Raw genomic sequence first — 14,368 nt, 5'->3', positions numbered from 1 at the left:
AACAGCGCGGCCACGACGAGACCTGAGCGACTCGCATGAACGTGGGAGTCCTGGCCTTCATCGTCGCAGCGGCGGGCTTCGTGGCCCTGCTGATCGGGGCGATCGTCGTGGTGCTGTGGCTGATCCGCCGCTCACGGCCGGGTCGAGCACCGGCCCCTGCAGGACACGAGACGCTCGACGGGGTCATCCGGTGCGTGCTCGTGACGACCGTGCCGCGGTCGCGCGGCCAGCATCAGGACGACAACGACCAGCGGCGCGTGAGCGTGCTCATCGACGTCGAGAGCCCGCATGGACGCAGCCGGATCGTCGATCAGCCGGAGCGCCCCAAGTACCTGCCGTGGATCCTGCGGTGGAGGATCTTCACGAAGAACCCGTTCCGCTACGGCGATCTCCAGCTGCTGATCGATGATCCGGACGAGCGCCGGCTGGCAGCCGATGCCGCTCGCGCCGGCGGCTACGAGTTCCGCCTCGCGGAGCCGCTGCGCGTGCTGGTCACCGACACGGGAGGTCAGGGCCGCCGACCGCGCTGGCGGTTGGCCGACGCGCGGTGAGCACGCGGGCCCCTTCCCGCATCGACGTGAGGCGCCTCAGACGTCGTAGTCGACGATGACCGGCGCGTGGTCGGAGGCGCCCTTGCCCTTGCGCTCCTCGCGGTCGATCATCCCGGCGGTGGCGGTCTGCGCGAGCGCGGGGGATGCGAGCTGGAAGTCGATGCGCATCCCCTCCTTCTTGGGGAAGCGGAGCTTCTGGTAGTCCCAGAACGTATAGACGCCGGGGCCGGGGGTGAACGGCCGTGAGGTCTCCGTGAGGCCCGCGTCCACCAGTGCCTGGAACGCCGCGCGCTCCTGATCGGACACGTGCGTCGCGCCGTCGAAGGCCTCCATGTCCCACACGTCCTCGTCCAGCGGTGCGACGTTGAAGTCGCCCGTCAGCACGAACCTCTCGTCGCCGTCGGCTGCCAGCCGAGCGGCTGCGACCTCACGCAGCCGCTCGAGGAACTCGAGCTTGTAGGCGTAGTGGGGGTGGTCGAGTTCGCGGCCGTTCGGCACATAGAGGGAGTACACGCGCACACCGCCGGTCACCGCGGAGATCGCGCGCGCCTCCAGCGCGGAGTCCTCGCCGAAGCCGGGCATCCCGGCGAAGCCGATCTCCACGTCGTCCAGGCCGACGCGGGACGCGATCGCGACGCCGTTCCACTGGTTGAGTCCGTGGAACGCCACCTCGTACCCGCGCTCGTCGAAGATCTCATGCGGGAACTGCGCGTCCTTGCACTTGAGCTCCTGGATGGCCAGCACGTCCGCGTCGGAGCGGTCGAGCCATGCTCCGATCCTCTCCGCCCGGGCCCTGATCGAGTTCACGTTCCACGTTGCGATGCGCATGGCCCCACCGTAGCGGAGCGCGGCAGCGGCACGCTCACAGCGCCGGGTGGTCATGCATCGGGCCGAACGATCGATAGATTGGTGTCATGCCTGCAGCACTGAACCATCACATCGGCGCGGACGGCGAGACCGTCCCGCACGCGTACTTCGTCCGCACCGGGGAGCGCTCGTTCCGCTCGACCGTCCACTCCCAGGGCGCGTGGCAGGACGGCGAGCAGCACATGGCCGCCGCGTCGGGCCTCGTCATCCACGAGCTGGAGCGCGCGCTCCCGTCGTCCAAGCTCATCTCCCGGATCACCTTCGACATCCTGGGCGTCATCCATTCGGGTGAGTTCGACATCGAGGTCGACGTCGTCCGCCCGGGCCGCACGATCGAGCTGGTCGAGGCACGCATGGTCCATCGCGCGGAGCACACCGGCGCCGCCGAGGTCCCTGCCACTTCTGACCGAGCCGCGCGCCCGGCCGTGCCGGGCCGTCCCCGGACGTCCGTCACCGCGCGCGTGTGGCGGCTGGTCGCATCCGACACGTCCTCCGTCATGGGTGCGGAGGTGGATCCCCTCCCCGCGCGGGACGCGGGTGAGTCCCGGGACCTGTCCGAGCTCTGGCCCGGCGGGTACATCGGGTCGCTCACCGGCGCCGAGGTCCCGGGCGGCCGTCCCGGACGGCGCCGGCTCTGGGCGGACACGGACGTGCCGCTGGTCGACGGCGAAGCCGACGGTGACTATGCGGGCTTCGTGAAGTTCTGCGACGGGATGAACGGGTTCGCCGTGCGGGAGGACCCGCAGCAGGTGTTCTTTCCCAACGTCGACCTCACCCTCCACTTCATGCGGCAGCCGGTTCCCGGCCCCGTCGGGATGGACATCGACGTCGCGTTCGGCGACAGCGGGATGGGCGTCACCCACGGGGTCTTCCACGACGAGCGGGGACCGGTCGCGCACTGCGCGCAGTCCCTGACAGTCCGGCTCCCGCAGGGTTCGCAGCGAGCGGACCAGTCGGGATGACGGCGACCGACTCGGCGGCGACAGGTCCGACGGGGACCAGTCGGACAGGGGCCGGTTCGACAGTGGCCGGTTCGTCTGGGTCCCAGGGCCGGCCTCGGGCACTCATCACCGGCGCCAGCGCCGGTCTGGGCCGCGAGTACGCGCGACAGCTCGCCGCCGACGGCTACGACCTCGTGCTCGCCGCCCGCGGACGCGACGCCCTCGACGAGTGTGCCCGCGAGCTGGAGGCCGGCTTCGGGATCACCGCGGATGTGAGGGTGGTCGACCTCGCGACGCAGGAGGGGATCGACGACCTCGCGGATCTCATCGACCGCGTGCGGATCGATGTGCTCGTCAACAACGCGGGCTTCGGCCTCAAGACGTCGATGCGGGGCACGGACGACGAACGGCTCATCGCGAGCGACATGGTCATGCTGCGGGCGGTGACGATCCTCAGCGTGCGCGCCGCCCGGCGCATGGAGGAGCGGGGGAGGGGCGGGATCCTCACGGTGTCGTCCCTCGCGGCGCTGGGCGCCTACGGCGTGTACTCATCCGTGAAGAGCGCCGCACTGCTGGCGACGGAGGCGCTGGCCGTCGAGCTCGCTGACACCCCCGTCACCGTCACCGCGGTGCTGCCCGGGTTCGTGAAGACGGAGTTCCACGATCGGATGAGGGTGCGCCGCGCGGGCCCGTCCTGGGCGTGGCTGGACGCCGAGGACGTGGTCGCGGAATCGCTGCGCGACGCACGGTCGGGCGCTGTCGTGAGCGTGCCGAGCCTTCGCTACAAGGCGGTGTACGCCCTCGCGCAGTGCGTTCCGCGGTCACTCGTGCGCGACCTCAGCGGCGGATTCGGGATGGCGCGGAGGAAGGCGCAGGCGCGCTCCGGCGGACGCCGGGCGGCAGGGTCGTGAGACGCGTGATCCCCGACGGCGGCGGACGGTTCTAGGATGAGGGCATGACTGACAGTGCTGTGAACCGCTCGCGCCTCCTCGCGCTCATCGATGAACTCGCGGTCGTCCGCGGACGCGTCACCCTGGCATCCGGCATGGAGGCCGACTACTACCTCGACCTCCGCCGCGTCACTCTGGAGCACCGGGCGGCACCGCTCGTGGGCGATGTCGTCCTCGACCTCCTCCACGAGCACGGCATGCTGGAGGGCCCGGACGCGGTGCAGGCGGTCGGCGGCCTCACGATGGGAGCAGATCCCGTCGGCACGGCGGTCATGCACCGTTCCGCAGTCCGCGGCACCCCGCTGGACACCTTCGTCGTGCGGAAGGCCGCGAAGCAGTACGGCATGGGCCGTCGTGTCGAGGGCCCCGATGTCGCGGGGAAGCGCGTCATCGCCATCGAGGACACCTCCACGACGGGCGGTTCCGTGCTCGACGCGGTCGCGGCGCTGCGTGAGGCGGGCGCCCACGTCGTCGGCGTCGTCGTCGTGATGGACCGCGATACCGGTGCGAAGGAGCGTGTGGAGAAGGAAGCCGGGGTACCGTACCTCGCAGCGCTGAGCACACACGACCTCGGCCTGGAATGAGAACCATCGGCGGCTGAGAGGTTTCCGCGAAGCCTCTGACTTCAGCGTCGAGCGGTTTGCTCGCGGAGCCGCACGACAGCAGACTGACCTAGGCGTTCCAACAGCGTCTGCCCGTGTGTGCTCGCTGCGGCGTGCACACAACCGACATGCAGAAGGACGATCAAGTGCTCGAAGTGAAGGGGTTGACGGTCTCCCACGGCCGGAAGACCTACCTCAAGGACGTCTCATTCTCCGCCGATTCGGGACGCCTCACCGGTGTGGTCGGCCTGCGCGGCTCGGGGAAGACGGAGCTGGTCCGCACGATCATGGGCCTCATCGACGCGGATGAGGGCACGATCGAACTGGCCGGCACGCAGCTGGGCTTCGGCGACCGCCAGAACTTCGGGTACCTCCCGAGCGAGCGCGGCGGCTACCCGCGGATGAAGGTGCTCGAGCAGATCGTCTACCTCTCCCGCCTCCACGGGATGACGCTCGGAGCGGCGGAGAAGAACGCCGTCACCCTCCTGGCGCGCCTCGACATGTCAGACCGGGCCTACGCCCAGCTGAGCCACCTCTCGGGCAGCGAGGTGGCGCGCGTGGACATCGCGGCGGTCCTCGCGGCGGACCCGGACGTCGTGCTCCTCGACGAGCCGTTCGACGGACTGGACGCGGAATCGGCGACAGCGGTCTTCCAGCTGCTGAAGGACCATGCGGACTCCGGCGTGCCGGTCCTCTTCACGACGGACAAGTGGCGTCTGGCCCAGGAGCACGCGGACGATCTCATCGTCCTGTCGCACGGACGGATCCTCGCGGAGGGGACGCTCGACTCCCTCCAGGGAGACACGACGACGTACTCGGTCCGCTACGCGGACGCAGCGGCCGCTGATGCCGCAGTATCGACGCTGGAGGACGCCGGCGCGACCGACGTCGTCGTCGATGCGGACACGGTCGCGTTCGGCGCGGTCGCGGAAGACGAAGCGGTCGCCGCCGTGCGCGCGACTGAGGGTGTACGCGCGTTCGGTCCGGTCAAGCGGGACCTCGCAGACCTGTTCAAGGAGTCGGTGTAAGCACATGGTGGACAAGAAGCGCAATGACGAGGTCGATCCGACGGACGACGTCCCCACCGACCCGGTGGTCGAGGACTCGTCGGTCGACGACGACACGATCGATGACGAGGCCCTGGCCGATGACTTCATCGACGTGGGCGACGCGGACGAGGTCCCCGAGGAGCTGCGCGAGGACCGACCGGATCCCGCAGCAGTGCCCAAGACCGGCCTCGTGAGCGAGTTCCACGATCTCTCCGCGTCGCAGGCGGCCTATCTCGTGGCCCACCGGGAGACCTCGTCGGTCTCCCGCAGCCCGCTCTTCTACGTGACCTCCCTCCTGCTGGGCGTGGCCGTCATCGCCGCGATGATCATCGGATTCCAGCAGGCAGGCGCAGGCCCCGGCGAGGGCGAGGGCTCAGACACCCTCGCGATCGTCGGCGTGCCGCAGGAGCAGGTGGACGCGTTCTCACAGCAGCTCGGCCTCCCCGCCGTCGCCGTCGAGGACCAGGCCGCAGGCGAGGCGCTGCTGCGCAGCGGCGAGGCGGGCGCGGTCTACGTGCTCGACCCGACCGGAATGCAGCCCGCGTCCCTGCTCGCGCTCAACCGCGACCCGGAGGCGATCCTCGACAAGCTCAACCAGCCGGTCCCGGTCGACTACCTCGAGCAGCCCGCCGTCGCACCGGTCCTCGGTGATCCCGTGGCCTGGGGCCTCGGCATCGTCGTCGCGCTCGCCGGCCTCACGCTGGGAGCAGCGCTCTACCAGAATCTCCGGACGGAGAAGCGGAACCGGCTCGCAGAGGTGATCGCCTCCACGATCCCCGCCCGCTCGTCCGCATGGGGACGCGTCTACGGACTCTCGCTGCTGTCGCTGACGTTCACGCTCATCGCCGCCGGCGTGCTGCTCGTCGGCCTGTCGATCGGTCAGCAGACCACGATCGCGATGGCTCTGCTCCCCGTCCTGGGGTGGTTCGCGCTCATCGCGCTGATGACGGTATTCATCATCCTCTCCGCACATCTATGGGTCGCGACGAGTGCATCGCGACGGGTGCGGCGGATCGGCTATGCGGCCGTCGTCCTCCTCACCGTCGCCGGTGTGCTGGCACCGCTCGTGCTGCGGACGCAGGAGACCGTCATGCTCTGGCTGTCGTACACGCCGTTCACGGCACCCGTCGCCATGCCGATGCGCTACCTCGCCGGCCAGGCCGAGTGGTGGGAGGGGCTCGCATCCGCAGGTGCTTCGGCCGTTGTGGGAGTCATCGTGTTCTGGCTCGCATCCGCGGCCTACCAGCGCACGCTGCTGCGCGGCGCGGGCCGTTCGGGACGCAAGGCCAAGGCGGGCGTCGCGGCGAAGAGCGGCTCGACGGCGAAGAACGACTCGACAGCGAAGAGTGACTCGACGTCGAAGCGGAGCCCCGCGAAGTCGAAGGCGTGACCGAGTCCGACAGCACGCCTGTGGGGGTGGGGCCCTGGGAGGGCCCCACCCCCACAGGCGATCAGTGGGATCCCCAGCTGCTGGCGGACGGCGACCGCCGCAACGTGGTCGACGGCTACCGGTACTGGTCGATGGACGCGATCGTCGCGGACCTGGATCAGCGTCGTCACGGCTTCCACGTGGCGGTCGAGAACTGGCAGCACGACCTCAACATCGGATCCGTGGTGCGCACGGCCAACGCGTTCAATGCAGCCGCGGTGCACATCGTGGGGCGCCGCCGATGGAACCGTCGCGGTGCGATGGTGACGGACCGCTATCAGCACCTCCACCATCACGCAGACGTCAGCGAGCTCGTCACCTGGGCGGAGCAGGCGGACATGCCCCTGATCGGCATCGACAACTTCCCCGATTCCGTCGACCTGGAGACGTACGAGCTGCCTGCGGAGTGCGTCCTGCTGTTCGGGCAGGAGGGTCCGGGGCTCAGCCCGGAGGCCCACGCCGCGTGCGACGCGGTGCTGTCCATCGCACAGTTCGGATCGACCCGCTCGATGAACGCGGCCGCGGCCGCCGCCATCGCGATGCACGCGTGGGTCCGCCGCCATGTGTTCGGGCAGATGCCCCGCTGACCCGCTGATAGATTGGCCCCAGTCGTATCCACGTCGAATGGAGCCCGCCATGGCCGCCCCCGCCCGGCACACTCGTTCCAGGCCACTCGCGGCGACGGCCCTCGCCGCCGTGCTGCTCGTCCTCCTGAGCGGCTGTGTGAAGCTGAACGCTGATTTCCAGGTCGATGCGGAGGAGAACCTCACCGGAGCGATGGAGATCCTCGTGGATCCTGTCGCGCTCGAGGACATGGGCTCGCCCGACCCGTCGCAGGAACTGGACGACGCCGTCCAGGAGGCGCAGTCGGACCCCGAGGTCCCTGAGGGCACGACGGTCGAGCGGGTCGATGACGAGGAGGGCTACATCGGCATGCGCGTCGCATTCGACGCGGTGCCGGCCTCCGAGTTCCAGAGCGGTGGAGGCGGACTGGGCGATGTGGGCGTCGAGGGCATCCAGGTGGAGAGCACCGACGGTGAGATCACCTTCTCCATGACGAATCCGCTCGTCGCGGGGATGGACTCCGCCGATCCGTACGGGTCCACGAGCGGGATGCCGTCTGCCCGATCGATGTTCGATGAAGCGGTGGTCTCCGTGACGTTCCCGGGCAGCGTGGTCTCCGCAGACGGCGCCGAGGTCGACGGGAGCACTGCGACGTGGAACCTCCGCGAGTACGACGGTGACACCCTCAGCGCCACCGGCGAAGCCTCGAGCTTCCCCTGGGTGACCGTCCTCATCATCGCGGGTGTGGTCGTCCTCCTGCTCATCATCGCGGGAGTCATCGTGCTGCTCGTCGTGCTGCGCAGGAAGAAGGCGCGGCAGGCCGGAGGACCGCAGCAGATGATGCATGCGGGCGCCGCTGGTGGACCGGGAGCCATGGGCCCAGGACCCGGACAGTACCCAGGAGGCCCACCGTCCGGGCCGCACACCGCAGGTGGGCAGCCGGGGCCCTACGGCCAGCCGGGACCGCAGAGGCAGCCCGGCCCATACGGACAGCCCGGTCCATACAGCCACCCAGGACCGCAAGGACAGCCGGGGCCTCACGGACAGCCAGGGTCGTTCGGCCCCGGGCCCCAGGGACCCTACGGACAGCAGCCGGGCGGAGCCCCCTACCCGCCGTCACAGGGTGCGCCGAACGGCGGTGACGATGCTCGTCGCTTCGCGCCGCCGCCGCGGCAGGAGCCGCCTCCCGGCTCCCACCCGAACAGCTGAGGGGAGGGGCCACCGGCACCCGGACCGCTGAGGCACCCGGGCCGCTGAGGCACGCGGATGAATGACGGAGGGGCCGTCCCCTGTGGGACGGCCCCTCCGCTGTGCCTGCTCTGCGCAGGTCAGGTCACCTCAGCTGAGGTCCGCGGCCTGCGGCTCGATGAGCCCGCCCAGCGATGCCAGCTCCTGCGACACGGTGTCGACGTCGTCGAACGTGCGCGGGATGACGGTGAGGCGCTTGGCGTAGTGACCGATGGGGTACTCCATCGTCATGCCGATGCCGCCGTGCATCTGGATCGACTCCTGGCTGATCTCGCGCGATGCGTCATCGATGATGAGCTTCGATGCGAGCACGTCGCGGTGACGCGACTTCGAATCGCCCGCGCCCTCGTCGGCGCTCTCCTCGCCGGTGATGGCGAGCTTCGCGTACAGCGCCATCGACTTCGCGCTCTCAAGCGTCGCGTAGGCGTCGGCGGCGCGGTGCTGGAGCACCTGGTTGACACCGATCGGAGCACCGAACTGCTCACGGGTCTTGAGGTACTCCGCCGTCATGGTGAGCGAAGCCTCCATCGCGCCCACCGCTTCCGCGGCGAGCGCCGCGTTCGCGGTGTCCACGACGCGTTCGATGACCGCGCTCGCGTCGCCGGCGCCCAGGCGAGTCGCCGGAGCATCGGCGAACACGACGGATCCGGTGCGGATGCCATCGGCCTGCATGCGTCCTTCGACCGTCACGCCCTGCGCGTCCGCATCGACGAGGAACAGGCCCACGCCGCCGTCCACGGCGGCGGACACGACGAACGTGTGCGCATCCGCGGCACCGAGCACGGACGACTTCTCGCCGCTCACGGCGAAGCCGCTGCCGGAATCCGCTGCGGTGGTCGAGGGAGCGGTGAGGTCGTAGCGGCTCGTGGGCTCGTAGCCTGCGAATGCGAGCAGCTTCTCACCCTCGATGAGGCCCGTGAGGATGTCCTGCTTCTGCTCCGAGGTGCCCGCCGCGTCGACGAGTCCGCCGCCCAGGACGACCGTCGACAGGTAGGGCTCGAGGACGAGTGCGCGTCCGAACTCCTCCATGACGACGGCGACTTCGGCGAAGCCCATGTCCGCACCGTCGTAGTCCTCGCTGAACGGCAGGCCCAACAGGCCCAGTTCGGCGAATGTCTGCCACTTCTCCTCGCTCCAGCCCTTCTCCGAGCGGAGGATCTCTTCGCGTGCGGCAGCGTCGTACTCGGTGCGCAGCAGGCGCGCCACCGTCGACTTCAGTTCGCGCTGCTCATCAGTGAGTTCAAGGTCCATCTGTGTCTCCTAATCCGATGAAGTCGATGTGTCAGAGGCCCAGGATGGCCTTGCTGATGATGCCGCGCTGGACCTCGGAGGAGCCTCCGTAGATGGTCACCTTGCGGTAGTTGAAGTAATCGCGGATCGCGTCGACCGATGCCGTGGGCAGATCCGTGAAGCCGTCCGCCGTGGCGGGCGCCTCGATGAAGTCCAGGCCCTGCGGGCCCAGCACGTCGACGAGCAGCTCGGTGATGTCCTGCTGCAGCTGCGAACCGTGCAGCTTGAGGACGGAGGACCGCGGGTCCGGCTGGTCGTTGCCCGCCACCTGCGTGGACAGGATGCGCAGCTGGGTGAATTCCAGAGCGGTGAGACGCGCCTCGAGCTTCGTGAGGCGTGCGGAGAACATCGGGTCGTCCAGGAGGGTGCCGCGCGACGTCCTCGTCATCGCCGCGTACGCCTTCGCGCGTGCGAGGTTCACCTTCGACATGCCGATGCGGGCGATGCCGGTGCGCTCGTTGCCCAGGAGGAACTTCGCGTACGTCCAGCCCTTGTTCTCCTCGCCCACGAGGTTCTCGACGGGGACTTCGACGTTGTCGAAGAAGACCTCGTTGACCTCGACGCTGCCGTCGATGAGCTCGATCGGCCGGACCGTGACGCCGGGCGTCGTCATGTCGATGAGGAGGAACGAGATGCCGGCCTGCTTCTTCACGGTCGGGTCCGTGCGGACCAGCATGAAGATCCAGTCGCCGTACTGTCCCAGCGTCGTCCAGGTCTTCTGGCCGTTCACGATGTAGACGTCGCCCTTGCGGACAGCGGACGTCTTCAGCGACGCGAGGTCCGAACCGGCGTCCGGCTCGGAGAAGCCCTGCGACCACCAGATGTCGATGTTGGCCGTGGCCGGGAGGAAGCGCTCCTTGATCTCCTGGCTGCCGAATGCCGCGATGACGGGGCCGACCATGGAGGCGTTGAATGCGAGCGGCTGGGGGACGCATGCCAGCTGCATCTCCTCGAGCCAGATGTGACGCTGCACGGGCGTCCAGTCCTGACCGCCCCATTCGACGGGCCAGTTGGGCACGGCGTACCCGTGCTTGTTGAGGATGCGCTGGGTCGTGACGAGGTCGTCCTTGCCCATCTCCTGTCCGGTGGCGACCTTGTACCGGATCGCCTCAGGGATCTCGGTGCGGTAGAAGTCGCGCATGTGCTGAGCGAACTCCCGCTCTTCCTGATTCAGTAACTGATCCATGAACACTCCTGTGTGGGAATCGGGGCGCTCCGGCGCATGCCGGATGCCGATCGTCGCAGTGATTCTACCAATTAACTGGACGATCGTTCAGCCGACAGCGACCCGGATTGTGACCGACGCAACGTCCAGAAGAGCAGAAGGCCCGCGATCAGCACCAGCGCGATGCCCAGAGCACCTGCCCGCTGGTACCCCAGGAGCGCGATGAACGTCGCGAACATGACGGGCCCCAGGAAGCTGACCGCGCGACCCGTGGTCGCGTAGAGGCCGAAGTTCTCACCGGCCTCCTCGGGGGGCGTGATCCGTGCGAGGTAGGCGCGTGAGGAGGACTGGACCGGACCGACGAACAGGCACATGAACACCGCGGTGGTCCAGAAGACGGCGGGCGAGTCGGAGATCGCGATGGGGACGGTTCCAGCGATGAGGCAGACGAGTCCGGTGATGATGACCGCGGAGGATCCCACCCTGTCATCGATCCAGCCCGCGGCGATCGCGCCGATCCCGGCGGAGACGTTCGCCGCGACACCCAGCATGATCACCTCGGACGCGGAGAGGCCGTAGGAGCCGGCGGCCAAAACCCCGGCGAACGCGAAGATCGCCGCGAGGCCGTCGCGGAAGACCGCGGAGGCGATGAGGAAGCGCAGAGTCAGGCGATCCTCGCGCCACATCCTGACGATGCGACGGATGAGGCGGCGGTAGTCGGCCAGGAAGAGTCGGATGCTGCTGAACAGTCCCGACTGCCCGCGCGCCGCGGCCTGGCCTGAGTCTTCGGATCCGGACGGGACGGGCGAACGAGGAGCGAAGAAGAGGACGGGCAGTGCGAAGACCGCGAACCACGCCGCGGCGAGCACCGCCACGATGCGGTAGCGCAGCCCGTCCTCGTCGACCGCGCCGAACCAGCCGACCTCCGGGTTGATGACGGTGAAGAGGAGGAGGACGAGGAGGGCCAGGCCGCCGAGGTAGCCCATGCCCCAGCCGATCCCGGAGATCCGACCGACGGTGCTGGGGGTGGACACCGACAGGAGGATGCTGTTGTACGAGACTTCGGCGAACTCGAAGAACACATTGCCGAGCGCCAGGAGGACCAGACCCAGCCACAGGTGCCCCGGGGTGTCCTTCACGAAGAACATGGCGGCCATGCAGGCGACGACGACGAACGTGTGGAAGCCCAGCCAGAATCGGTGCCGGCCGCCGGCGTCGGCACGGGTGCCGGCAGCGGGAGCGACGAGGGCGATGACGAGGCCAGCGGCGGCGGTGGCCCAGCCCAGCGCCTGGGAGCCCGCCTCCTCCGTCGCCGCGACGCCCGTGGTCAGGTACGGCGCGAAGACGAACGTCACGATCACCGCGTTGAAGGATGCGGAGCCCCAGTCCCAGAGCGCCCACGAGGCCACGGCCCGACGGCCTCCAGTTCTCACCATGCCTCCAGAGTAGTGCGCCCCAGCTCATCCCATTCAGAAGACCGCGGCGGAAGCGCCGCTTCTGTCAACCGAGAGTTCTCACCCGATTTCGTGACAGGACGCTGGATTCTTGTTTGACTGGGGGCAACTGCAACGAATGATCGAGCCGCTCGAATCCGTCGCAACGTCCCCGGTCTCGCGGCAGGACGGGTGCGGTGCCGGAGCATCGGGCGAGGGGAGGAACCATGTCCACACCGGACGAAGAGCGCGAGGCGACGGGACAGGGAGTGCATTCCCCTGGGAGCGGGGACCCCTCGGGCCCTCCTGCCACGCCGGAGGAGCAGGCTCACGCCGACGTCGCAGTCACTGCGGATCCGGCTCCCGCCCCGATCTCGGATACGGACTCGGACGAGGAGATCACGGAGAAGCTCAAGCGCCAGGGAGTGCGGCTGGGCAAGGGGAGCATCGCTCCGGCCGTGTTCTGGCCGTCGCTGATCATCGTCCTCGCCTTCGCGCTCTTCGCCATCGTCTTCCCGCAGGCCGCAGACACGGCGCTCACGGGGACGCAGAATTGGATCGTCGGCAATCTGGGCTGGTTCTACCAGATCGTCATCGCCGTCTTCATCGTCTTCGCGATCTTCATCGCGTTCTCCCGGTTCGGCAATATCACGCTGGGCAAGGACGGTGAGAAGCCCGAATTCGGCGTGTTCTCCTGGTTCGCCATGCTCTTCGCGGCAGGTATGGGCATCGGCCTGGTCTTCTACAGCGTCGGCGAGCCGCTGACCTTCGCGACCAGCGGTCCGAAGCCCGGGTGGCCGGGCACCGAGACCACTGCAGAGGGCATCACCTCGGTCATCCCGGGGATGGAGATCGACGTGGCCCAGCTGGCCATGGCACAGACCTTCGTGCACTGGGGGCTGCACCCGTGGGCCGCCTACGCCGTCATCGGCCTCGCCCTCGCGTACGCGATCCATCGCCGCGGCCGCCCGGTCTCGATCCGCTGGGCGCTCGAGCCGATCTTCGGTGAGCGGGTCAAGGGCTGGATCGGCGACGTGGTCGACGTCCTGGCGATCTTCGGCACGCTGTTCGGCATCGCCACATCCCTGGGCCTCGGCGTGCAGCAGATCTCGTCCGGGATGATGGCGATGGGCGTGGTCGACTCCGCGAGCAACGCGCTGCTGGTCACCCTCGTCGTCATCATCACCTTCCTCGCGACCGCTTCGGTCGTCACCGGTCTGGGTGCAGGCATCAGGTGGCTGTCCAACATCAACCTGTCCATGGCGGGTCTGCTGCTGATCTCCGTGCTGCTGCTGGGACCCACTCTCTTCCTGTTCCAGAACTTCGCGCAGTCACTGGGCGTCTACTTCTCCGAGGTCCTCGGCATGACGCTGGACGCGGGAGCCTACACGGGCGACGCCGGTGCCGCCTGGGCATCGAGCTGGACGATCTTCTACTGGGGCTGGTGGATGGCCTGGGCGCCGTTCGTCGGCGTCTTCATCGCCCGCATCTCGCGCGGCCGCACGGTCCGCCAGTTCATCGCCGGCGTGCTGCTGGTGCCCACCACCGTCGGCTTCTTCTGGTTCTCGGTGATCGGCGGAGCCGGGCTCTACCGCCAGCTGTTCGGCGCAGGTGACCTGGTGGGCGAAGAAGGCGTCGTCCCCGAGGCGGCCCTCTTCGACATGCTCGGTGGCCTCCCCCTGGGCGGAATCCTGTCGGTGATCGCGATCATCCTCGTGGCGATCTTCTTCATCACGTCATCCGATTCGGGTTCGCTGGTGGTCGACATGCTGGCCTCCGGCGGACACCCGAACCCCCCGACGTGGTCCCGCGTGATGTTCGCGCTGCTCGAGGGACTGCTGGCGATCGGCCTCCTGATGTCGGGAGGACTGACCGCGCTGCAGGCAGGATCCCTGATCACCGCGCTTCCCTTCAGCGTGATCCTGCTCCTGATGTGCTGGGCGACATTCCGCAGTCTGAATGCCGATCAGAAGCGCAGGGACGAGCTGGAGAGGCAGGCCCGCTACGAGTGGTTCAGCGAACAGCTCGCAGAGGACTTCGACGACACACTCGGATACCAGGTCGATTCGCGGATCGACAGCCGGATCGACTACCGCCTCTCGCGCACGACGGGTGCCTTCGACCGCAGCCCGCAGGGATCCGGAGCCGCGCCGGGGTCCGGGACCCCGCAACAGACGGACGAGCGGGGTCGAGGGCTCTTCGGCCGTCGCAAGCGTGACTGATCCGCCCCGCGCGCCGGGCGTTCGGTCCGGCGCGCGGCGCGGTGCCGCCGCAGTGGA

At 68.7% G+C, this 14,368-nt stretch carries 13 protein-coding genes; 9 read left to right on the top strand and 4 right to left on the bottom strand.

What is annotated here, in order from left to right:
* The first annotated feature begins 35 nt into the window (after positions 1–35).
* Positions 36–551 carry a hypothetical protein gene (locus tag FM105_RS13465; protein WP_087009069.1) on the top strand — a complete coding sequence of 172 codons (516 nt, stop codon included), beginning with the start codon at positions 36–38 and terminating at the stop codon, positions 549–551.
* Between the two features lie 36 nt (positions 552–587).
* Here the strand turns inward: FM105_RS13465 and FM105_RS13460 are convergent, their stop codons facing one another.
* Positions 588–1,379: an exodeoxyribonuclease III gene (locus FM105_RS13460; protein WP_087009068.1), complete on the bottom strand. Its 792-nt coding sequence runs from the start codon at positions 1,377–1,379 to the stop codon at positions 588–590.
* Between the two features lie 86 nt (positions 1,380–1,465).
* Here FM105_RS13460 and FM105_RS13455 point away from each other — a divergent pair, with 86 nt between their 5' ends.
* The 7 genes from FM105_RS13455 (at position 1,466) to FM105_RS14735 (ending at position 8,162) form a co-directional block, all read left to right on the top strand.
* On the top strand, positions 1,466–2,380 hold the full coding sequence (locus tag FM105_RS13455) for an acyl-CoA thioesterase domain-containing protein (protein ID WP_087009066.1): 915 nt from the start codon (positions 1,466–1,468) through the stop codon (positions 2,378–2,380).
* Positions 2,377–3,270 carry an SDR family NAD(P)-dependent oxidoreductase gene (locus FM105_RS13450; RefSeq protein WP_087009064.1) on the top strand — a complete coding sequence of 298 codons (894 nt, stop codon included), beginning with the start codon at positions 2,377–2,379 and terminating at the stop codon, positions 3,268–3,270. The genes FM105_RS13455 and FM105_RS13450 overlap by 4 nt, the downstream gene beginning before the upstream one ends.
* Before the next feature lie 44 nt (positions 3,271–3,314).
* Complete coding sequence (pyrE, locus tag FM105_RS13445) at positions 3,315–3,893, top strand: orotate phosphoribosyltransferase (protein WP_087009063.1); 579 nt, start codon at positions 3,315–3,317, stop codon at positions 3,891–3,893.
* A gap of 146 nt (positions 3,894–4,039) precedes the next feature.
* Entirely contained in the window at positions 4,040–4,939 is a 900-nt protein-coding gene (locus FM105_RS13440) for an ABC transporter ATP-binding protein (RefSeq protein ID WP_256970412.1), read from the top strand.
* Between the two features lie 4 nt (positions 4,940–4,943).
* A complete protein-coding gene (locus FM105_RS13435) occupies positions 4,944–6,350 on the top strand; it encodes an ABC transporter permease (protein ID WP_087009059.1) in 1,407 nt (468 codons plus the stop codon).
* Entirely contained in the window at positions 6,347–6,976 is a 630-nt protein-coding gene (locus FM105_RS13430) for a TrmH family RNA methyltransferase (RefSeq protein ID WP_087009057.1), read from the top strand. The genes FM105_RS13435 and FM105_RS13430 overlap by 4 nt, the downstream gene beginning before the upstream one ends.
* 49 nt (positions 6,977–7,025) lie before the next feature.
* Positions 7,026–8,162, top strand: a complete 1,137-nt coding sequence (locus tag FM105_RS14735) for an EGFR-like transmembrane domain-containing protein (protein WP_179207192.1) — start codon at positions 7,026–7,028, stop codon at positions 8,160–8,162.
* Between the two features lie 129 nt (positions 8,163–8,291).
* On the opposite strand, the gene FM105_RS13420 is transcribed toward FM105_RS14735, so the two are convergent.
* From FM105_RS13420 to FM105_RS13410, 3 genes are all read right to left on the bottom strand, one after another.
* Entirely contained in the window at positions 8,292–9,452 is a 1,161-nt protein-coding gene (locus tag FM105_RS13420; protein WP_087009055.1) for an acyl-CoA dehydrogenase family protein, read from the bottom strand.
* A 31-nt stretch (positions 9,453–9,483) separates the two neighbouring features.
* Complete coding sequence (locus FM105_RS13415) at positions 9,484–10,677, bottom strand: acyl-CoA dehydrogenase family protein (RefSeq protein ID WP_087009054.1); 1,194 nt, start codon at positions 10,675–10,677, stop codon at positions 9,484–9,486.
* Positions 10,678–10,748: 71 nt separating this feature from the next.
* Positions 10,749–12,092 (bottom strand): MFS transporter, encoded by a 1,344-nt coding sequence (locus tag FM105_RS13410; RefSeq protein ID WP_087009052.1) that lies wholly within the window; start codon positions 12,090–12,092, stop codon positions 10,749–10,751.
* A gap of 224 nt (positions 12,093–12,316) precedes the next feature.
* Here FM105_RS13410 and FM105_RS13405 point away from each other — a divergent pair, with 224 nt between their 5' ends.
* Positions 12,317–14,311, top strand: coding sequence for a BCCT family transporter (locus FM105_RS13405; RefSeq protein ID WP_087009050.1), 1,995 nt, complete (start codon positions 12,317–12,319; stop codon positions 14,309–14,311).
* Positions 14,312–14,368 lie beyond the last annotated feature (57 nt).

Origin of the sequence: Brevibacterium yomogidense (assembly GCF_900163715.1) — a bacterium.
GTDB classification, from domain to species: Bacteria; Actinomycetota; Actinomycetes; order Actinomycetales; family Brevibacteriaceae; genus Brevibacterium; species Brevibacterium yomogidense_A.
Note: the sequence above shows the minus strand (reverse complement) of the source record. Positions and strands in the feature narration are given on the sequence as shown.

Coding starts and splice junctions, on each gene's coding strand:
- FM105_RS13465 (WP_087009069.1), top strand. CDS start 36: ATGAACGTGGGAGTCCTGGCCTTCATCGTCGCAGCGGCGGGCTTCGTG.
- FM105_RS13460 (WP_087009068.1), bottom strand. CDS start 1,379: ATGCGCATCGCAACGTGGAACGTGAACTCGATCAGGGCCCGGGCGGAG.
- FM105_RS13455 (WP_087009066.1), top strand. CDS start 1,466: ATGCCTGCAGCACTGAACCATCACATCGGCGCGGACGGCGAGACCGTC.
- FM105_RS13450 (WP_087009064.1), top strand. CDS start 2,377: ATGACGGCGACCGACTCGGCGGCGACAGGTCCGACGGGGACCAGTCGG.
- pyrE (WP_087009063.1), top strand. CDS start 3,315: ATGACTGACAGTGCTGTGAACCGCTCGCGCCTCCTCGCGCTCATCGAT.
- FM105_RS13440 (WP_256970412.1), top strand. CDS start 4,040: ATGCAGAAGGACGATCAAGTGCTCGAAGTGAAGGGGTTGACGGTCTCC.
- FM105_RS13435 (WP_087009059.1), top strand. CDS start 4,944: ATGGTGGACAAGAAGCGCAATGACGAGGTCGATCCGACGGACGACGTC.
- FM105_RS14735 (WP_179207192.1), top strand. CDS start 7,026: ATGGCCGCCCCCGCCCGGCACACTCGTTCCAGGCCACTCGCGGCGACG.
- FM105_RS13420 (WP_087009055.1), bottom strand. CDS start 9,452: ATGGACCTTGAACTCACTGATGAGCAGCGCGAACTGAAGTCGACGGTG.
- FM105_RS13415 (WP_087009054.1), bottom strand. CDS start 10,677: ATGGATCAGTTACTGAATCAGGAAGAGCGGGAGTTCGCTCAGCACATG.
- FM105_RS13410 (WP_087009052.1), bottom strand. CDS start 12,092: ATGGTGAGAACTGGAGGCCGTCGGGCCGTGGCCTCGTGGGCGCTCTGG.
- FM105_RS13405 (WP_087009050.1), top strand. CDS start 12,317: ATGTCCACACCGGACGAAGAGCGCGAGGCGACGGGACAGGGAGTGCAT.